Below are 19844 nucleotides of genomic sequence, written 5' to 3' on the forward strand. Positions count from 1 at the left end.
TCGCGCATAAACGGTAAAATCCACGCATAAATCCCTCTAAAAGCGCATAAACGCGTACAATCACGCATAAACATTTGCAACTACTCATAACAATAAATTCTGTCCGTGTTATTTACGTATTTGCCCTGGAAAGCCATCTATTCATTTCCTTCGGCGACTTCAACACTAGCACTTCCGCATCGACTCGCTCAAGTATTCGGTAAACACCTGGCCGCTTCTTCTTCGGATACGTCCATATGAACTTCACAAACTCCCAATCAACCTTCTCCGGACAGCCTTCCGCCATATCCGGGCGCGTTCTCCCCCTGTACATCCATCTCCTCTTGAAAACCCTCATTAGGCATAGCCAGTTCGGGAAGTCGAGGAAAATGACGAGATCAGCATATTGAGCCCGCATCTCAATCGTGGAGTTGAAGTTTCCATCGATGATCCATGCGGGCTTTTCCAGTTCACTTTGAAGTTTTTCCCGAAATTCCGGCTTCGGCGTAGGTACCCATCCTTCATTCCAAAAAAGTGCATCTAAATGAAGGGAGGGCAATTGCAGACGGTTCGCCAGCTCGACCGATAACGTCGATTTCCCCGCGCCGCTGCATCCGATTATGAGAATCCGTTTATATGATTTTTCATTCATTCCGCAAATCCTCCAGGAACTCTCCAATCTTCAGCCAATCCGCATCCAGATCCGGCCTATGCGACGGACGGTAAAAGACGGCCGCTGGATGGAATGTTGGCACAATCCGATACACCTTATCCGTCCACTCGAACGTCGTACTATCAAGATCCGGAAGAAACCGTACAGGCCGTTCCAGCAACTGGCCATGCAGCTCCGTCACTTTAGCCTCTTTGCCAAGCAACCTTTGCAAACCGACATTCCCGAGCGCCACAATCAGTTTCGGCTCAATATTTGCTATCTCATAATCGAGCACCGGGGCATGCGCCAAAATCTCTTTCGCAGTCGGCGGCCGATTGTACTTCCGCTTCGTCATCGTGCCGTCCCGCTCCCGCTTTTCGCCCCATTTGTACGGCCTGCTGCGGACCGTGCTCGTCATATAAACATCATCACGCGTCAATCCAATTGAATCGAGCGACTTCATCAATTCCTTGCCAGCCCTGCCGATGAAAGGAATTCCATCCACAGCCTCAAATTCCCCTGGCGCTTCGCCGATCAGCAGAAGCTCAGGCTTTTGCGGACCTTCCCCATAGACAAATCCTTCTACCGGAAATCCTTTGATCCGTTCCTTGCCAAGTTCAGCAATCGATTCAGGTATTCGGAACATCGGCACACTCCCTTTCAGCCTTGCAGTAACATTATTGTTTCATCTATGAACGCTTTGCCATCACCATGTTTAATCTTGTCAATTCCTTCTTCTATCCGATCATATCGAAATGCGCGGATGATTGCGAATAGATGTGGGATCATCTCCCGTTCGCCATCGGATAAAGGTCTTTCTGCTTCATAGGCCTCTATGTATGCATGATAGCGCTCCTCCGGCGTTTCAGTTCCCTCGAGGTCATGGTGCCATGCCAAGATTTTGTAAAATAGCATTTCATTACCTCATGAATCAACTCATTCTCCCCCAACCATATATTGTTCTAACGCTCTCTCAACGCTTGTCGCAAAACTGTTACCGGCTCCCCAATCAAATCGGAAGAACACACCCTCCGAGCTGCCCGCCGCCACGACATGGACACGTGTTGTCCCTTCGAAATTATCAATCGTGGCAGTGACGGACGCACGATTATGCGAGCGCATAGTATTTCTCCATAATCAAAACATGGACTTCCGACAAACCGGCTGTCCTCACGTAATGATCCACCAATGTGCCGCTGATGCTCCCCCGCAATATTTCCGTTTGAATGATATCAGCTGCTTCCGTTGGAGTGATACTCACTGTAAACTCTTTGACTGACATACCAACATCCCCTCTCTTTATACGTCTAAATACGTATGGAGCCGAATGGAAGTTTCATTAAGTTGAAACTTCCCAGAGAGGCAGGCGACCTAGAGCGTGGGAGGCGCTTCCTTGGGTGCGGAACGTCTATCAATGGGCGCGCCTATAGGTTTTGTATGCGGAGGGTCTGCCATTCCTCAACTCCACATGACGCGATTCCAAAATAAAAAACTGACGACCCTGGATGAGAGGTCGTCAGCAAGGATATTAGTCAGCGATGAGATCAGGGTCGTTTTGGTTCGCGATACCTAACTCGAAGTAATTCGACCGTTCGTTGATCAGGAGATACTTCAGGCCGTTATGGTCGATATAGGTTTCTGTGTCATTGCCGTCTTCGTTCGGGTCTTTCAGTCCGAGTTCATTCATGATCATTTTCGCATCTTCGTCCGCCACGTTGCCAACTGATTTGATAATGACGTTGACAATGTCGAAAGCGGTTTGCCGCGATTCGAATCCTTCGACTTCAAGCAGGATCGCTTTCAGCTCGTCCTCTTCACCTGTCGACAATCCGTTGATTCTTAGGTCATCATGCAATTCAATGGTTGCGGTTTGCGTGCCGTCTTCCTGGTCGAGCCATTCAAATTTCTCGATTTTGTAATCCAACCCTTGCGCAGCGGCATGTTCATTGAACTTGTCCTTGAATTCGTCCATCGACAAGCCGATTGTCTGGTCGTTTTGCAGTTCGTTCCCGGCTTCTGCGTCATCTGCTGTTTCCTCGCCTGCTTCATCCTCTTTGGCATTCGAGTCAGCGCCTTCCGCCTCTTCTGTCTTCGTCTCGGTTTCACTGTCTGCAGTTGTATTGGCTGAGTCGCTGCCCTTATCATTCCCGCAAGCAGCTAGCCCCAATACGAGCACAAGCGCGAAAATGAGTAGTTGTAGCTTTTTCTCCACGTTTCCATCTCTCCTATTCTAACTTGATCCATATTCTATGTATCTTCACTCTGTCCTTGTATAACCTTCATGGATCACCCGCAAACATACCGCTTCCACGCAATCCATACAAAAAGGACTGCCAAGTAGCAGTCCCTGTTGTTTATTCCAATTCCAGTTGTTTCGTTTCGGTCCCTAACAATAAAACCGCCAGGACGCCGATGATGATGGCGCCGCAGAAGATGCCGAAGATCAGTCCGAAACCGTAGCCTGCAGTTAACAGGGAGCCGACGAGCAACGGACCGAAGATGCCGCCGATTCTACCGGCTGCTGCCGCCATTCCTGAGCCTGTCGCCCGGACGGCAGTCGGATATTGTTCCGGCGAATAGGCGTACAGTGCACCCCATGCCCCTAAGTTGAAGAATGAAAGGAGTGCACCGGAAATGAGGAGCATTGTGAGCGATTCCGCGTTTCCGAACAGAAGCGCGCTCACAGCTGTCCCAATCAAGTACGTCGACAGCACGAATTTGCGTCCCGCCCTTTCAATGAGCCAGGCAGCTGTGAAGTAGCCAGGCAATTGCGCGAGTGTCATGATGAGCACATATTTGAAGCTGTGGATCATATCGAACCCTTTCATGACCATGACGCTCGGCAGCCAGAGGAACATCCCGTAATAGGAGAACACGACGGTGAACCAGACGATCCATAGCATCGTCGTTCTACGCGCGTATGGCTTGGACCAGATAAGCTTTAGCTTGTCGCCGAAGGACTGTTTCGGTTCCCCTTCCCTTTCGAATTTCGGGGAATCAGGCAAGTTCCGCCGTAAATAGATGGCGTAAAATGCAGGGAGTGCTGTCAGGATCAAAGCAATCCGCCAGCCGTATTCCGGGATGATGAAGTATGCCAGCAACGCTGCGATGAGCCAGCCCGCTGCCCAGAAGCTTTCCAAAAGGACAACGACGCGACCTCGTTCTTTTGCCGCAACACTTTCCGACACGAGCGTTGATGCGACTGGGAGTTCCCCGCCGAGACCCGCTCCTACGAAGAAACGCAAAATGAGGAAAACTGTCAATGTTGTCGTCAGCGCGGATAATCCGCTCGCCAATGAAAAGAGAACAAGCGTCATCATGAAGACATTTTTCCTTCCAATCCGATCCGCAAGCAATCCGAAACCAAATGCCCCGACCGCCATGCCGATCGAGTTCATGCTCCCGATCCAGCCCATTTCTGTTGTTGACAAATGCCATTCTACCGAGATGGCCGCAATGACAAATGAAAGGATACCGACATCCATTGCATCGAACATCCAACCTGTACCAGAAATTACGAGTAATTTATTGCGGGAAATCCCGCCCGTTTTATTGTTCACAAGTAGTCTGCCCCTCGTTGTATAGTTTTGGTGTCTTGACACTTGTCATTATACTCCCGGGCAACTGCTAATCACAAGAACTTTTTTTAATTCATCACGAATTGCCCGTCAACGATGCGTGCATAGACCCCTAATGTATCCTTATCGATATGATGGACAGTGTCTCCTATCCAAAGCTCGGTCCCGCAGCGAGCAAGCCCGATTGTAATCGTACCGCCGCTCTCCGTCTTGACGACTGTTTTCACGCCTTTCGCGGAACCGGTCTCCTTGATGGATACTTTTTCACCCGCAGTAATGATGCCGCCACGGCAGCAGCCTTCGACGGAAACATGCTTCTTAGCGCTCACGGAGCAATTGTACAGTCCGGAATCGGTCACTTCGATCGTCCCATTGCAAGACAGCGTACTGTTGATGGCGTATGGAATCTTCAACAAAGAGCAACCGCTTCCACCTGCAGAGAATTGCTCTACCAGCACGTGCGCCTCATTCAATAGTTTTGAAAACTCCTCCGCATTCCGGACAACTGTCATCGATGTATCCGTAAAGACGTTATACAGTTTTTCGATGACAGGCTTCCATCCAAGTGACAACTCGGTGGAATGGTTCTTGGCTTTTTGAATGAATTCATTTTTATCATGTTGAAAATCCATGTATTTCTCTTTCAGAATGACCAATACAAGCTCTTTCAATTCACTGGCATCGACTTCTTCCGGCTTGACGCCTCTAATTTGGATTATTTGAAGGATCGTATCCTTTATCCTCTCCAAATAGGAAAGAAGTCCGCCCAATTGCTCCGCCAGCATTTCCTCCAACACTTCCTGCATTCCGACTGTCACGGTCGAGGAGAGGATATTCCCTTCGATGATGGCGGACGTTCCCGCTTCAATGGTCGCTTTCCGTACTGCTCCGCAAATGAAAACCTTCCCTGTCGCCCCGACGGACATGGAGTTTTCCACGTCCTGCGCGATTCGCACATCACCGTCGTGTTTAATATTCCCACTTCTAATGTCGACATTCCCGTCATGCAGGAATTCATTAGCCTGTACCGTCACGGACTTCCCCATACTTTCACCCCGAGTCATGTTTACTTTTATAATAACAAAAAACAGGCCTGTTCACTCAATAAGTGAACAGGCCTGTTTTACTCAAAGACCCGCTTGAACCTCTTCGATCATCTCTTTCATGGAAAGCAATCCGCCGCCCGATAGGTACCAGTACTCCCCGTTCAAGTAGACGATTTTATTGTTCTTATACGCGTTAGTCTTTTTCACAAGATCGTTTTCCACAGAGTCTTTTGCGCTAGCGCCGTTGCCGATTGCAGCGTCGCGGTCGATAACGAATAGGACATCAGGGTTTTTCTCAACGATGTACTCAAATGAAATATTTTGTCCGTGCGTAGAAACCTCAATCTTCTCGTCTGCTGCTTTATAGCCCAATACGTCATGGATCAACCCAAAACGCGAATTCGGACCATATGCGCTCACTTTGCCTTCGCTCGCAAGTATGAGAAGTGCTTTTGAACCATTTGAAGACGCTTTTTCATGAATGCCAGCGATTTTTTCATCGATGTCAGCTAGCTCTGACTTCACTGCATCTTCCTTGCCGAAGATTTCCCCGATCATTTCAGCATTATGTTTGAATGAATCCATATAATGCGCATAATCCAGGCCGACATAAATCGTCGGAGCAATTTCAGCGAATTGATCGTACAGATCCGCTTGGCGTGATGAAATGAAGATGACATCCGGCTTCATTGCGTGAAGCGCTTCGAAATCAGGCTCCTTCAAGCTTCCAAGGTTGACGTATTTATCATCATCGTATTTCGAAAGGTATCCTGGTACGTTCGCTCTTGGAAGACCTGCCACTTCAATTCCGAGTGCATCCATCGTATCAAGTGTGCCAAAGTCGAAAACGACCACTTTCTCGGGGTTTTTCGGTATTTCCACAGCTTTGTCGCTAAGTTCATGCTCGATGGAAATCGTTTCGCCTGCTTTATTTGCATCGGTTCCTGATGTTTTGCCTACTTCTTTTTCTTTCGTACCGCAAGCCGCAACCACAATCATAATAGCTGCAAGCAATAGGGTCATTGTAAGTTTCTTCATCAATACCATCCTTTTGTTTTTAAGAGTTAAGAGTTAAAGTACACACAAATGCGGCAATTATTCATTTGTTTAATAGGAATGTCCATGTCGTAAATTTCCTTCAAAGCATCCGAGTTGATAATATCATTCGTCGGACCGTCCTTGATGACCTGTCCGTCTTTCAATGCGACGATGCGATCCGAATAGACGGATGCGAAATTGATGTCATGGAGCACGATGATGACAGTCTTTCCTAAATCATCGACTAATCTACGCAGTATCTTCATAATCTGGACGGAATGTTTCATATCCAGATTATTCAATGGTTCATCCAACAGGATGTAGTCAGTATCCTGCGCGATTACCATTGCAATAAATGCACGCTGACGTTGGCCGCCGGACAGTTCATCCATATAATCATTCTGCATATCCATCAAGTCCATATACTCCATTGCCTGCTCGATAATCCGCAGGTCTTCTGCATTCAGTTTCCCTCTGGAGTACGGGAAACGTCCGAACGAAACCAATTCACGGATTGTCAGACGTACATTCATGAAGTTGGATTGTTTCAAAATGGATACACGCTTTGAAAATTCATTGGATTTCATTTTATTCACTAGGTGATCATCCACAAGCACTTCGCCTGTGTCTGCATCAATCAGTCGGCTCACCATTGAAAGAAGCGTCGATTTCCCCGCGCCGTTCGGTCCGATGAACGAAGTGATCTTCCCACGATGGATATTGACGTTCACCTTTTCAACGACCGCTTTTTTTCCATAGAACTTTGACAACTCACGGACTTGGATCATGAGGATCGACTCTCCTTTAATAGTAGATAGATGAAATAGACACCGCCGACAAAGTTGATGATGACACTGAGCGTCGTCGAGAATGTGAAGACACGTTCCACGACCCACTGCCCTCCGACGAGTGCAATGATGCTCATGACGGAAGCGCCCGCAATAAGAATCGAGTGCTTATATGTTTTGAAGAATTGATAAGCTAAGTTGGCAACAATCAAACCGAAGAAAGTGATTGGCCCGACAAGCGCCGTAGAAACGGATATCAAAATTGCAGATATGACCAACATCAACTTGACGACCCGATCATAGGAAACGCCGAGGTTGATGGCCGTATCCCTTCCGAGTGACAGTACATCGAGATCATTAAATGATTTCCAGCCGATGATGAACGTAAGAATAACAATTCCAAGCGCCCACCAAACCAGTTCCCCGCTCACATTGTTGAAGCTCGCGAACATTTTGTCCTGCACCCGCATAAATTCATTCGGATCAATCAGCACTTGAAGAAATGTCGATATGCTTCCGAAAAATGTGCCGACGATAATTCCGACGAGCAATAGGAAGTAAATCGGCTGCCCGCCCCTTTTGAAGAGGAAGCGGTACAAAATGAGCGCGAAAACAACCATCGTCGAAACGGATAAAATGAAATTCACATGCTTGTTGACGATTGTAATATGGTTTGAGCCCAGAAAGAAGATGACGACCGTCTGGAGCAATAAATACAAGGAATCCAATCCCATTATACTGGGGGTCAAGATCCGATTATGTGTAATCGTCTGGAAGATGACCGTCGAATATGCGATTGCTACGCCAGTCAACGCCATCGCAATCACTTTGATGCCTCTGCGGGGAAGCGCATAGTCGAAACTGCCGTTTAAACCTTGGAATAAATACAAGGCACAGAACACAGCGGCAAACACTGACAAGATGATCAATTTAGTAGAATTACGCATACGCCTTCCTCCTAAACAGCAGATAGAGGAAGATACCGCTTCCGATGACTCCGACCATTAGACTGATGGATATCTCATAAGGGTAAATGAGAACCCTGCCTAAAATATCACAAATCAGAAGGAAGATCGCACCTAACAAAGCAGTGTGCGGCAAAGTCTTCTTCAAATGATCCCCATGGAAGATCGATACGATGTTTGGGATGATCAAACCGAGGAACGGAATCATCCCGACCGTCAAAATGACGGTCGTCGTAACGAGTGCAACCAAGATAAGGCCGATATTGACAATCCGGTTATACGCAAGACCCAAGTTCCTCGAAAAATCCTCACCCATTCCCGCCACTGTGAAACGGTTGGCGTACAAGTACGTGATGATCAGCACAGGGATGCTTATGTAAAGAAGTTCGTACCGCCCTTTCATGATCATCGAAAAGTCACCTTGCAGCCACGCCGACATGTTTTGGATTACGTTCGACTTATAAGCGAAGAATGTTGTGATCGATGATAGGATGTTTCCGAACATCAGCCCGACGAGCGGAATGAAAATCGCATCCTTGAACTTGATCCGATCAAGGATCTGCATGAATAGCAATGTGCCTGCAAGCGCGAACGCAAACGCGACAATCATCTTCTCGATCGTCGATGCATTGGTGAACAATAACATTGATACTAAGATGCCTAACCGGGTGGCATCGAGTGTCCCTGCGGTCGTTGGCGACACGAATTTATTCCGGCTTAGTTGCTGCATGATCAGACCCGCAATGCTCATCCCTGCCCCGGCGAGTAGAATCGCCACAAGTCTCGGCACGCGGCTGATGAGGAAAATTTCAGTCTCCTCCGACTTGAAATCGAGGAGGTCCAACGGTTTAATCGAGCTCACTCCAACGAATAACGACAGGAATGAGAGTATAAGTAGTGCAATGAACAAATAACGTTTCTTCATGAAGAAAGAACTCCGATATCGAATATTAGCGATCTAACTGAGAATCTCACTAGTGAAAACGATTATCAGTTAGCCACTAACCCAATTATAGCAGTTGTGAATTAAGAGTCAAATGATAATTGAAAATGATTATCAGTTGTGAGATTACAAGATGATAGTCAGTTGTCCGCATCAAAAAAAGCGGTCATGAACAGTTGACTCCAACTGTTCATGACCGCTTGCGTGTTATTACTCTTGATCTTGTCCTTGTTGCATCAATTCTTCCAAATCAACCGCTTCGTCGATCACTTCTTGAGGAACGACAATTTCATCGATCTCATTTATTTTCGTAATGACGGATTTCATCTTTTGAACGATGCGCATTTCTTCCTCTTCGATTTTCATCGTCATATCCATGTCCAAATCGAACGCATTCGTATAGAATGTTTCCTTGTCAATGTACAGGATAACTTCCAAGCTTTTCACATCAATATTTTCAAGCAGCTCAGATTCTTCCTCAGTCATGTCTGCCGGAAGAGACGATCCCATCAAATCTTTCATCAGACCGCTGAACTTATCGCCAGAAGCAGAGAGCGTTAAGATGTACTCATCATCAGTCTGTTCGAACTTGAAATCATCCTTGAATTCATTGAACATCTTCATATCCAACGTCGGATCTGTTTCGCCGCCCATTTGCGCCATCATTTCATCATACATATCCTTAGGCATCTTAATCCATTGGCCTGATTCAGGATCATTCATGAAGAAACCTGACTCAGTCATGTACAGCTCCATGTCCATTTTACCCATCTCGCCCATATCCATCTTCATGTTTTGGTGCATTGCCATTGGTTCGACGATGATGTCCATGTCCATTTTAATTTTCGAATCCATTTCAACTTCTTGACTTGGCATCGACATCTTTTGATCGATATCCATTACAGCATGCATGCTCTTTTGCTCTGCAGATACTTCCATCGCTTTGCTATATACTTCTTGCGCCGTCATCTCACTTTTATTTTCAAGCTCGACTTTTTCACCGGTTCCTGCATCCTTTTTTGGCTCTGCCGCAGATCCGCAAGCCGCCAAACCAAGTGCTAGCACACCGACACCAAGACCCTTTAACCATTTTTTCATCTGTCTCGCTTCCTCTCTTTGTTTCTCTTTATGTCACATCTAATCATACGGTATAAAAGGAAAAGGGTTCCATCATTTATTGCAATTCCTATAATTTGAATCTTTCCTACTACAGGAATCCTCTGTGCCTTTTCTCACTCGCTCTGCTATTTTGAATCCTGAAGTTTTAATGTCCCTTTTGAATGAAATCCGCTATAATGACTGGGAATGACAGAAAGGACATCATACTATGCTGAAAAAATTCGCATCTTATTACAAGCCGCATAAAAGGCTTTTCATCATCGACTTTTCAAGCGCCATATTCGTCGCTCTGCTAGAGTTGGCTTTTCCGATGGCTGTCCAATGGTTCATCGACACGCTTCTGCCTTCCGGAGATTGGGGGATGATCGTCACGACGAGCGTCCTGTTACTGATCGTCTATCTAGTAAGCACATTTCTTCAATACATCGTCAGTTATTTAGGACATAAGCTCGGCATCAACATCGAGACGGATATGAGACAGCAACTGTTCAATCATGTCCACCGGCAGTCATTCAGTTTCTTCGATAACACAAAAACGGGACATGTGATGAGCCGGATTACGAATGACCTGTTTGATATTGGAGAGCTCGCCCATCACGGACCTGAGGATGCTTTCATCGCGGTCATGACGATCATCGGGGCATTCATTCTCATGTTTACCATCAATCCCGAGTTGGCCATCATTGCAATCTGCATGGTGCCCCTCCTCGTTGTGCTCGTGGCATTCTGTAATAGTAAAATGAATGCTGCGTGGCAGAATATGTACGGGAAGATCGCGGATGTCAACGCGCGCGTTGAGGATTCGGTGTCTGGTGCGCGGGTCGTCAAATCATTTACGAACGAAGAATTCGAAATTTCACGTTTCAAAAAAGACAATGGCAGCTTTAGGCTAGCTAAGCTCGTCGCCTATAACGTCATGGCATGGACACATTCGAGCATGTTTATGATGACAAGGCTTGTGACATTGATCGTCCTCGTTGTCGGTGCATGGTTCACTATCAATGAGCGACTGTCAATAGGGGATCTTGTCGCATTCATCTTGTTCGTCAATATTCTTATCAAGCCTGTCGATAAAATCAGTGCCTTGCTGGAGCTGTATCCGAAAGGGATGGCTGGATTCAGCAGATTCCTTGATTTGATTGAACAGGAGCCGGAAATTAAAGATCGTGACGGGGCGAAGTCAGTCAGCCACTTACACGGTGATATTTTATTCGACGATGTCCATTTTCAATACGATGATAATAAATACGTATTGAAAGGTATTGATTTATCAATCAAATCCGGTGAGACGATTGCGTTCGTCGGTCCATCGGGTGCGGGGAAAACAACGATCTGTTCCCTTATCCCACGGTTTTATGATGTCGATTCCGGAGCGATTTCAATCGATGGCATCGATATTCGCAACATGACGCAGCAGTCATTGCGTTCACAGATCGGAATTGTGCAGCAAGACGTCTTTTTATTCACAGGGACGATCAAGGAAAACATCGCGTACGGAAATTTGGATGCATCAGACGAAGAAGTGTTTGCAGCCGCCCAAAAGGCGCATTTAGAAGAGTTCATCGCATCGCTTCCGAACGGCTACGAAACGCAGATCGGTGAACGTGGATTGAAATTATCCGGAGGCCAGAAGCAACGGCTTGCGATTGCGCGGATGTTCTTGAAGAATCCTCCGATCCTCATTTTGGATGAAGCTACTTCCGCCCTGGATACGGAAACGGAACGCATCATCCAGCAATCGTTGAATGAACTAGCTGAAAATCGCACAACACTTGTCATCGCGCACCGATTGGCGACAATCCGGGATGCTGACAGAGTAATTGTCGTGACGGAGGACGGAATTGCGGAAGACGGAAAATACGATGAGTTAGTAAGAAAAGGCGGCATTTTTGCCCGCCTCCATAATATTCAATTCCAAGAGGTTTAACATTTTGAGAACCGGGGGATACTACTACTATCCCACCCCCTTTCTCTTTATAGATAAAAACCGTACCGGCGACTTTCGAGTCACACGGTACGGTTTTTTCGTTCTATTCGTTAATGACTAACAATGAACTCCTCGAACTTGATTCTCTCCGAACCATCCATTTCGACGGTCATCAACGTACCCTCTTCCTCGTACTCCGTCTTCTTCACATTCGCCTTGTCATTCAAATAGGAAACGATATCTCCGCGATCGAACGGAACGAGCAGCTTGCAAGTGATGTATTGTTCAAAGATCTTTTTCTTAATTAATTCTAGCAATTCATCCAGGCTTTCCGCTTCTTTAGCTGAAATCCAAGCGCTATCTGCGGTCTCTCTTGGATAAGGGACCCCTGCAAGGTCAGCTTTATTGTAGACGTTGATGGTCGTAATATTTTCAACGCCGACGTCATGCAGCGTCTCATTCGTCACTTCCATCATATAACGGTATTCCGGATTTGAAACATCAACGACATGCAGAAGGAGATCGGCCCCGCGCGCTTCTTCCAACGTGGAGCGGAAAGCTTTGATCAAGTGATGGGGCAGCTTGGATACGAAGCCGACTGTATCCGTCAGGAGGAATTCTTTATTGTCGGCAAACTTCAAATGGCGCACTGAAGTATCAAGTGTGGCAAAGAGCATATTCTCTTCATATACTTGCTTCGTATGATCCTCGTCCATTTTTTGCAGCATCCCATTCATCAATGTCGATTTGCCGGCATTCGTATAGCCGACGATCGATACGACTGGAATGCCGCTTTTCTTCCGTTGCTTCCGCTGTGTGTCGCGCCGATCGCGTACATGCTCTAGATCTTTCCGAAGCTTAGCAATCTGATCTTCAATTTTCCGGCGGTCCAGCTCAAGCTTCGTTTCCCCGGCCCCTTTGTTCTGGAAGCCGCCACCCGTGCCGCCACCTTGCCTGCTCAAAGACGCACGCAAACCGACGAGCCGTGGAAGCGTATATTGAAGCTGGGCCAACTCGACTTGCATCCTCGCTTCATGTGTCCGTGCCCGCCTCGCAAAAATATCGAGGATGAGCATCGTCCGGTCAATGACCTTAACTTCCAGCTCCTGTTCCAAGTTACGGATTTGGGACGGGGAAAGCTCATCATTGAAAATGATCAGATTCGCATCCGTCTCCTCGTAAAACCGCTTAATTTCTGCGATCTTCCCTTTTCCGACATAAGTGGTCGGGTGCCTTCGCTCCAAATTTTGCGTCACCGTACCGACGACTTGCACATCGATAGCCTCCGCCAAATTCTGCAACTCTTCCATTTCATAATCAAAATGCTCATTATTCTGTTCCTGCACGCCGACAAGAACTGCATATTCCACTAAAATCTCCATAAGCAAACCCCTTTCCTACCGTCTACCGAATTACGACTTCCTGCAATCTATTCTTTCCGTTTTCATGTTCGATGAACCGAAGCCGGACATCCCCGATCATAATATCGTTCGAGTCACCGACTTTCCGTGAAAGGAGGATTGCCCATTCACCCGTATCCCGGAGCGGATCTTCGACGGCAAAAACACAATCCCTGATTTCCATCTCTTCATTAGCCGGAGACAATGCCCCTTCCGATCGCAACTGTTCGAAACGAATTTCCTCAGGTGTTTCCCATTCAATGAAGAAAGGATACGGCAACTCATCGGAAACCGGCTGATCGACAAAGAGCATCTTCCATTTCTTCAGCTCTCCACTCGCAGTCCGGCGCTCTGCATCCAACACGCCGGAAGTCGCAAACCCTTTGTTTGTAATGTCCTCATTAAATTGCTCAATATCGGTTACGGATAAACATAACGTACCCCATCCGTCCTTTTCCTTCAAATCATGAAGCAGCAGACGCGTCAACGGATGATCCGCTTGCTCCGCTACTTCGGGGCGGTCGACAGACAACCATTCCACATACGCATTGTTCACATACAGCAATGCATTATGCGTCCCCCATTTCTCATGCTTTCCGCCGATAATCGCCCGCCTGCCTGCTTTCCTTTGTTCCTCGACGACTTCAACAGGGCTTTTTGATGTGAAATAAACAACATGGTCCAGTTTCATCCAATCCATCCCCTCTTATGAATAGATTACCATATCCAATAAAAGACGACCTCCGCGGCGTTCGCTGGAGGTCGTTCCATTATCTTTCTTTTTTCAATAAAACCGTTGCGTCGTAGAATTCCTTATCGATTTCCGCGTTCGGACGATACGTCAGCAAGCTGACGAAATACGTTACGACTAGGCAGATGAGGAAGCCGGGCACGATTTCATAAAGTGCATCAGACAACGCATCGATTGTGCCCCATATACCGACAGTGACCGCACCTGCAATCATTCCCCATAATGCGCCAGTTGCCGTCAGCTTACGCCAATAAAGGGATAACAAGATAATCGGTCCGAATGCTCCGCCGAAGCCCGCCCATGCAAATGATACAAGTTTCAAGATCGATTCATTGTTCGGCCAAGCGAGCGCCATCGCGACTAATGAAACGACGAGAACCGCCATCCTGCCGAGGAAGACATATCGTTTATCTGTTGCATCCGATTTGATGATCGCCTTATACAAGTCTTCGATAAGAGCCGAAGAAGTGACGATTAATTGTGAAGAAATCGTACTCATAATAGCAGCAAGCACCGCGGCAAGCATGATTCCTGCAATGAAAGGGTGGAAAATTATTTGCCCTAGTGCGATGAACACCGTTTCCTCATCGACCAATTCGGCACCAGCATTTTGCTGGAAATAAGCGATTCCCACCAGCGCGGTAGCGATTGCACCGAACAAGCTCAACGCCATCCAACCAATTCCGATCCGGCGTGCACTTTTCGTCTCCTTGACCGATTTGATTGCCATGAAACGGACGATGATATGCGGCTGCCCGAAATAGCCGAGCCCCCAAGCAACCGAAGAGATGACGCCTGCAACAGTGGCCCCTTTGATAAGGCTAAGTCTGGCAGGATCCACTTCTCTGATACTTGCAGCAGTTTCAGCAAAACCGCCTGTCAATGTCAAACCGATTATTGGAACTAATAGTAATGCGAAGAACATCGTGAGACCTTGTACGAAATCGGTATAGCTGACGGCCAAGAATCCTCCGAATAGCGTATACGCGACAACGACGGCAGAAACGATCAACATTCCGGAATGATAATCGAGTCCGAAAGAACTCATGAAAAACTTTCCGCCCGCAACCATGCCTGAAGAAACATAGAATGTAAAGAATACAAGGATGATAATACCTGACGCAATCCGAAGAAGTCGCGACTTGTCTTTCAGCCGGCTTTCTAAATAGCTCGGAATTGTAATCGAGTCGCTAGATACTTGCGTATACACACGAAGTCTTGGTGCAACGAGAAGCCAGTTTAAATATGCGCCCACCGTCAAACCGATGGCAATCCATGCTTCCGTTAGTCCTACAGCATAAATTGCCCCCGGGAGCCCCATGAGCAGCCAACCTGACATATCTGCCGCACCGGCGCTCAGCGCTGTAACGGCAGGTCCCAGTGAACGGCCACCGAGCATGTAATCGTTAAGATTTGTCGTTTTCCTGAAAGCATACCAGCCGATGAACAGCATCGCCACCATATACACAACAATGGCAATCAGTTGATAGAAATCACTAGACATATTCTCACTCCTGTTTCTATATTCTATTTCTTTTTATAATAGCATTTTTTCAATTAGTAAATGCGCATTTTTAAAATTAACATTTTCACCAATTTATAACAGGTCTCCATCACTTCTTACACATTTCCCGGGAAATGCACATATTTCGACAACACAGCCGATTCATTTGGACGAAATCCTCATAAATGGCGTTTAAGCAAATTGAAAAAGGGAATCGTCAACATAAGGAGGCGATTTCCAATGCCTTGGACTACAAGTGATTATCCTGATTCTTTTAAAAACCTGGAACCAGACGTCAGGAATAAGGCAATTGAAATAGCGAATGCGTTACTTCGCGAAGGGAACGATGAAGGTAAAGCGATATCCATCGCTACAGCAAAAGCAAGGGAATACGTGCATGGGGATAGTGCCGACCGTACGAAATACGTAGCGATAGCACGCAACGAAGATTGGGTCCTCATGAAAGAAGACGGCGAGCGGGCAATTTTCAAGGAAGATACAAAGGATGACCTGTTGGAGAAAGCCAAACCGTATGTAAATGACCAAAACGGAATTCTAGCCGTCTACCACGCAGACGGTTCACTCGAAACAACACTATATGACTGATTTCGCAAATCTTGATAAGAAATAAATAAACAGGTGAAGGTTCTGCATTCCTTCTCCTGTTTGATCTAGTTTTTTACGTTTGGTGACTCAAAGATTCAGTATTCGACATTTCACGAAGTTTGAATTTCTGTATTTTCCCTGATGCTGTCATCGGATATTCATCGATAAATTTAATGTAAGTCGGAATTTTGTGATAGGAAATATTGCCACGGCAAAATGACCGTACAGCTTCCTCGTCAATGATCGCTCCCTTTTTCGGGATGATCCACGCCATCAATTGCTCCCCGTATTTCGGGTCTGGAACACCAACAATTTGAACGTCCGATATACCTGGATGCGTATAAAGGAACTCCTCCACTTCCCGCGGATAAATGTTTTCTCCGCCGCGGATGATAACATCTTTTATCCGTCCAGTAATGTCGATATAACCGTCTTCGTCCATAATAGCGATATCCCCCGTACGAAGCCAGCCATCCTCATCTATCGCCTCACGTGTCGCTTCCTCATTATTATAATAGCCTTTCATCACATGATAACCGCGTGTGCACAGTTCACCCGGACTACCGACAGGCATCTCCTCATACGTCAATGGATCGATAATTTTCACTTCGACAAATGGATGTGGTTTTCCAACAGTGGACACACGCTTTTCAATCGGATCATCGGTTTGCGTCTGTGTGATGACTGGTGAAGCTTCCGTCTGCCCGTAGCAAATCGTAATTTCATCCGCTCCCATGTCGCGTATCACTTTCTTCATCACTTCAATTGGGCAAGTTGAGCCCGCCATGATGCCCGTTCGTAATGTCGACGTGTCGAAATTCTTGAATTCTGGATGGTTCAATTCCGATATGAACATTGTCGGCACTCCGTTAAGTGCCGTACATTTTTCCTCCTGAACTGCTTCCAATACACGAAGAGGGTCGAACTGCTCGAGAATGACCATTGTCGAACCATGGGTAACCGCAGCCAAGTTGCTCAAAACGGCTCCGAAACAATGGAAGAAAGGTACTGGAATGCAGAGGCGATCTTTCTCCGTCAACTTCATGAGATCTCCGATGATCTTTCCATTGTTAACAATATTGTGGTGCGTCAACATGACGCCTTTCGGAAACCCTGTCGTGCCGGACGTATATTGAATGTTAATGACATCGTCGGGCGACAACGTCTTTTCCCGTTCCTCTAATTCTTCATCTGTGATTCCTTGCGCATGAGCTAGGAATTCCGACCACTTATAAATACCGGATTCTTCGCGATCCGACATGAGTATGATTCTTTTCAGTTTAGGAAGCTTGACACTGGTTACGATACCGCCCTCGCTATCCAGCAATTCCGGGCAAACAGAACGGATGATGTCGATATAACACGTCCCTTTGTATCCTTCAGCCAAAATCAACGTTGTCGCATCCGATTGCTTCAGCAAATATTCGAGCTCGTTCGCCTGATAATTCGTATTCACCGTAACGAGGACAGCCCCCATCTTTCCAGTGGCAAACTGGCTCAGCAACCATTGCGGCTTGTTATCGGACCAAATGGCGATATGCTCCCCACGCTCGATCCCCATCCCGATGAATGCCTTCGCGAGCTCATCTGTCTCTCTATTAAACTCATCATATGTTCTTCTGATCCCATGCTCCGGATAAACATAGGCCTCTTGCTCCGGCAACGCTTTCGCCCAATCCCTTACGACCTCGCCAACCGTTTTCCTCAACAAAGACATCCATCTAACCCCTTTCTATAAAACTTTAGTTATTTACATATTATCACAAAATTCAGAAGGTGTCTTAGGTATTTTAATTCAAAAAATGCCATTCCGCCGAATAGGCAGAATGGCTTAACGTCTTTATTCAACAGGGAAGACACGTCCTCTTTCATCCTTATAAACTACGTGATTTCGCTCGAACTTTGTCGGAGAATCAATCCCAGCGGCAGAATGGCTTAACGTCTTTATTCAACAGGGAAGACACGTCCTCTTTCATCCTTATAAACTACGTGATTTCGCTCGAACTTTGTCGGAGAATCAATCCCAGCGGCAGCTGCGATCCGAAACAACCCTTCACGCATCGTCAATATATAATTCGTAACGCGGAATTTCTTTTCCTCTACGACCAGCCCTCTTTGCAGATTTTTATCCGTTGTTGCTACACCTGCCGGACACTCATTCGTATGGCACCGTTCAGCCATGATGCACCCTACCGAAATCATGAAGCCACGGGCAATTTGGACAAGATCAGCCCCCATCGCCAATGCAATCGCCGCTTTGTCAGGCGTCGTGATTTTTCCGGAAGCAATGATCTTTACTTGGTCGCGCACATCATATTTCCGCAAGGCGTCATCGAGCAGGATAAGTGCCGATTTGAGCGGCAATCCGACACTGTCCGCCAAATCTTGATACGTCGCTCCGGATCCACCTTCCGCTCCATCCAAAGAGATGAAATCCGGACCTTTGCCTGTTTCATGCATGAACGACGCCAGCTCTTCCGCATCTTCCTTTCCGCCGATGACGATTTTTATCCCGACAGGCTTGCCGCCACGGTCCCTGATCTGCTCGATGAAATCAAACAATGTCGGGTAGTCCGAGAACTGACGAAAACGGTTCGGGCTGTTGATTGTTGTATACGGAACTACATTCCGGATTTCCGCTATCTCCTCTGTCACTTTTTCCCCTTCGACATGGCCGCCCCGCATTTTAGCGCCTTGCGCCATCTTGATTTCAAAAGCTTTTACTTGCTCAATTTCCGCCTTTTCACGGAGACGCTCCCAGCTGAACTCCCCTTCCTCAGTGCGGAAACCGAATAATCCCGACCCGATTTGCGCGATGATATGGGCATCTCCTGCTAGGTGGTGCGGGGACAGTCCGCCTTCACCTGTGTTCATCCACGCTTCTTTAGCCATGCCGATTCCCTTAGACAAAGCAGTAATCGCATTTTCACCGAGTGCCCCATAACTCATGCCGGATTGGCCAAGCAGGCTCCGGACGTGGAACGGATGCTCACAATTCGGTCCGATGACGACTGCATCCTCTTCAGGCAGAAGCCAGGGCAGTGCAGGAATCTCTTCCCGATGCTCCTTCCGCGAAAATAGATTGTCTTCATCGACACGGTAGCGCATCGTATGGATCAACTCATCATTATCGACACGCATTTCTTCGTTCTGCTTCGTGAACAGCGCATTGCGGATGTAATAGCCTGCTTCTTCAAAATTACGTTTCGATCCGAAGCCGATAATGCTGTTCAAATACTTCCCGGGAAGCACCATATGCAAATATTCTTCACGATTGAAAGGCTTTCCTTCATGATCGGCGTTGAATAAATACTGACGCAGCTCCGGCCCCGTCTTTTCCAGCACATACCTCATCCGTCCAAGCACAGGGTAGTTCCGGAGAACAGAATGCTGCTTCTGCCGTTTGTCGTAAAAATAAAGATAGATAGCGATCGAAATGGGAATGACGACTAAAATAAGGACAAGCAAAGTCGTCGTCAATGATATACCTTCAAACCAATCCATGCGGATCCCCCTTTTCTAAGCGTTATGAGTAGTGTAACATGAAC

The 19844-nt window shown here is 46.9% G+C and carries 18 protein-coding genes and 1 pseudogene; 2 read left to right on the top strand and 17 right to left on the bottom strand.

Annotation, left to right across the window (positions count from 1 at the left end; all coding sequences use genetic code 11):
• Positions 1-112: 112 nt before the first annotated feature.
• The 12 genes and pseudogenes from M3191_RS07280 to M3191_RS07340 form a co-directional block, all read right to left on the bottom strand.
• On the bottom strand, positions 113-631 hold the full coding sequence (locus M3191_RS07280; protein WP_251699467.1) for an AAA family ATPase: 519 nt from the start codon (positions 629-631) through the stop codon (positions 113-115).
• Positions 624-1277, bottom strand: a complete 654-nt coding sequence (locus M3191_RS07285) for a uracil-DNA glycosylase (RefSeq protein WP_251699469.1) — start codon at positions 1275-1277, stop codon at positions 624-626. Before M3191_RS07285 ends, M3191_RS07280 begins: the two co-directional genes overlap by 8 nt.
• A gap of 14 nt (positions 1278-1291) precedes the next feature.
• On the bottom strand, positions 1292-1546 hold the full coding sequence (locus M3191_RS07290) for a hypothetical protein (protein ID WP_251699471.1): 255 nt from the start codon (positions 1544-1546) through the stop codon (positions 1292-1294).
• A 21-nt stretch (positions 1547-1567) separates the two neighbouring features.
• Positions 1568-1913: pseudogene (locus tag M3191_RS18665) on the bottom strand (DUF6054 family protein).
• Between the two features lie 246 nt (positions 1914-2159).
• Positions 2160-2843, bottom strand: coding sequence for a hypothetical protein (locus M3191_RS07305; RefSeq protein WP_251699477.1), 684 nt, complete (start codon positions 2841-2843; stop codon positions 2160-2162).
• 142 nt (positions 2844-2985) lie between these two features.
• Entirely contained in the window at positions 2986-4128 is a 1143-nt protein-coding gene (locus tag M3191_RS07310; RefSeq protein WP_251700108.1) for an MFS transporter, read from the bottom strand.
• 149 nt (positions 4129-4277) lie between these two features.
• Entirely contained in the window at positions 4278-5255 is a 978-nt protein-coding gene (locus tag M3191_RS07315) for a FapA family protein (RefSeq protein ID WP_251699479.1), read from the bottom strand.
• Positions 5256-5336: 81 nt separating this feature from the next.
• A complete protein-coding gene (locus tag M3191_RS07320; protein ID WP_251699481.1) occupies positions 5337-6293 on the bottom strand; it encodes a siderophore ABC transporter substrate-binding protein in 957 nt (318 codons plus the stop codon).
• A gap of 26 nt (positions 6294-6319) precedes the next feature.
• On the bottom strand, positions 6320-7081 hold the full coding sequence (locus tag M3191_RS07325) for an iron ABC transporter ATP-binding protein (protein WP_251699483.1): 762 nt from the start codon (positions 7079-7081) through the stop codon (positions 6320-6322).
• Entirely contained in the window at positions 7078-8028 is a 951-nt protein-coding gene (locus M3191_RS07330) for an iron chelate uptake ABC transporter family permease subunit (RefSeq protein WP_251699485.1), read from the bottom strand. Before M3191_RS07330 ends, M3191_RS07325 begins: the two co-directional genes overlap by 4 nt.
• Positions 8021-8971 carry an ABC transporter permease gene (locus tag M3191_RS07335; RefSeq protein WP_251699487.1) on the bottom strand — a complete coding sequence of 317 codons (951 nt, stop codon included), beginning with the start codon at positions 8969-8971 and terminating at the stop codon, positions 8021-8023. The genes M3191_RS07330 and M3191_RS07335 overlap by 8 nt, the downstream gene beginning before the upstream one ends.
• Positions 8972-9199: 228 nt before the next feature.
• Positions 9200-10087, bottom strand: coding sequence for a DUF6612 family protein (locus M3191_RS07340; RefSeq protein ID WP_251699489.1), 888 nt, complete (start codon positions 10085-10087; stop codon positions 9200-9202).
• A gap of 229 nt (positions 10088-10316) precedes the next feature.
• Here M3191_RS07340 and M3191_RS07345 point away from each other — a divergent pair, with 229 nt between their 5' ends.
• Positions 10317-12035 carry an ABC transporter ATP-binding protein gene (locus tag M3191_RS07345; RefSeq protein ID WP_251699491.1) on the top strand — a complete coding sequence of 573 codons (1719 nt, stop codon included), beginning with the start codon at positions 10317-10319 and terminating at the stop codon, positions 12033-12035.
• Between the two features lie 110 nt (positions 12036-12145).
• Here M3191_RS07345 and hflX read toward each other — a convergent pair whose 3' ends face one another.
• From hflX to putP, 3 genes are all read right to left on the bottom strand, one after another.
• Positions 12146-13417 (bottom strand): GTPase HflX, encoded by a 1272-nt coding sequence (gene hflX, locus M3191_RS07350; RefSeq protein ID WP_251699493.1) that lies wholly within the window; start codon positions 13415-13417, stop codon positions 12146-12148.
• Positions 13418-13439: 22 nt separating this feature from the next.
• Positions 13440-14126: a VOC family protein gene (locus M3191_RS07355; RefSeq protein ID WP_251699495.1), complete on the bottom strand. Its 687-nt coding sequence runs from the start codon at positions 14124-14126 to the stop codon at positions 13440-13442.
• A gap of 79 nt (positions 14127-14205) precedes the next feature.
• On the bottom strand, positions 14206-15690 hold the full coding sequence (gene putP / locus M3191_RS07360; protein WP_251699496.1) for a sodium/proline symporter PutP: 1485 nt from the start codon (positions 15688-15690) through the stop codon (positions 14206-14208).
• Positions 15691-15930: 240 nt separating this feature from the next.
• On the opposite strand from putP, the gene M3191_RS07365 reads away from it, so the two are divergent.
• On the top strand, positions 15931-16296 hold the full coding sequence (locus tag M3191_RS07365) for a hypothetical protein (protein ID WP_251699498.1): 366 nt from the start codon (positions 15931-15933) through the stop codon (positions 16294-16296).
• 73 nt (positions 16297-16369) lie between these two features.
• Here M3191_RS07365 and M3191_RS07370 read toward each other — a convergent pair whose 3' ends face one another.
• Both M3191_RS07370 and M3191_RS07375 read right to left on the bottom strand, forming a co-directional pair.
• Positions 16370-18013: an AMP-binding protein gene (locus M3191_RS07370; RefSeq protein WP_251699500.1), complete on the bottom strand. Its 1644-nt coding sequence runs from the start codon at positions 18011-18013 to the stop codon at positions 16370-16372.
• Positions 18014-18240: 227 nt separating this feature from the next.
• On the bottom strand, positions 18241-19800 hold the full coding sequence (locus M3191_RS07375) for an FMN-binding glutamate synthase family protein (RefSeq protein WP_251699502.1): 1560 nt from the start codon (positions 19798-19800) through the stop codon (positions 18241-18243).
• Between the last annotated feature and the right edge of the window lie 44 nt (positions 19801-19844).

The sequence above is a fragment of the Sporosarcina luteola genome (assembly GCF_023715535.1).
In the GTDB taxonomy this organism is placed as follows: domain Bacteria; phylum Bacillota; class Bacilli; order Bacillales_A; family Planococcaceae; genus Sporosarcina; species Sporosarcina luteola_B.

Bases quoted from the DNA above. Each gene is read 5' to 3' on its own strand.
- M3191_RS07335 (WP_251699487.1), bottom strand. From the start codon at position 8,971: ATGAAGAAACGTTATTTGTTCATTGCACTACTTATACTCTCATTCCTG.
- M3191_RS07345 (WP_251699491.1), top strand. From the start codon at position 10,317: ATGCTGAAAAAATTCGCATCTTATTACAAGCCGCATAAAAGGCTTTTC.
- M3191_RS07285 (WP_251699469.1), bottom strand. From the start codon at position 1,277: ATGTTCCGAATACCTGAATCGATTGCTGAACTTGGCAAGGAACGGATC.
- M3191_RS07290 (WP_251699471.1), bottom strand. From the start codon at position 1,546: ATGCTATTTTACAAAATCTTGGCATGGCACCATGACCTCGAGGGAACT.
- M3191_RS07310 (WP_251700108.1), bottom strand. From the start codon at position 4,128: ATGTTCGATGCAATGGATGTCGGTATCCTTTCATTTGTCATTGCGGCC.
- M3191_RS07315 (WP_251699479.1), bottom strand. From the start codon at position 5,255: ATGGGGAAGTCCGTGACGGTACAGGCTAATGAATTCCTGCATGACGGG.
- M3191_RS07370 (WP_251699500.1), bottom strand. From the start codon at position 18,013: ATGTCTTTGTTGAGGAAAACGGTTGGCGAGGTCGTAAGGGATTGGGCG.
- M3191_RS07355 (WP_251699495.1), bottom strand. From the start codon at position 14,126: ATGAAACTGGACCATGTTGTTTATTTCACATCAAAAAGCCCTGTTGAA.
- putP (WP_251699496.1), bottom strand. From the start codon at position 15,690: ATGTCTAGTGATTTCTATCAACTGATTGCCATTGTTGTGTATATGGTG.
- M3191_RS07330 (WP_251699485.1), bottom strand. From the start codon at position 8,028: ATGCGTAATTCTACTAAATTGATCATCTTGTCAGTGTTTGCCGCTGTG.
- M3191_RS07365 (WP_251699498.1), top strand. From the start codon at position 15,931: ATGCCTTGGACTACAAGTGATTATCCTGATTCTTTTAAAAACCTGGAA.
- M3191_RS07280 (WP_251699467.1), bottom strand. From the start codon at position 631: ATGAATGAAAAATCATATAAACGGATTCTCATAATCGGATGCAGCGGC.
- M3191_RS07320 (WP_251699481.1), bottom strand. From the start codon at position 6,293: ATGAAGAAACTTACAATGACCCTATTGCTTGCAGCTATTATGATTGTG.
- hflX (WP_251699493.1), bottom strand. From the start codon at position 13,417: ATGGAGATTTTAGTGGAATATGCAGTTCTTGTCGGCGTGCAGGAACAG.
- M3191_RS07375 (WP_251699502.1), bottom strand. From the start codon at position 19,800: ATGGATTGGTTTGAAGGTATATCATTGACGACGACTTTGCTTGTCCTT.
- M3191_RS07325 (WP_251699483.1), bottom strand. From the start codon at position 7,081: ATGATCCAAGTCCGTGAGTTGTCAAAGTTCTATGGAAAAAAAGCGGTC.
- M3191_RS07340 (WP_251699489.1), bottom strand. From the start codon at position 10,087: ATGAAAAAATGGTTAAAGGGTCTTGGTGTCGGTGTGCTAGCACTTGGT.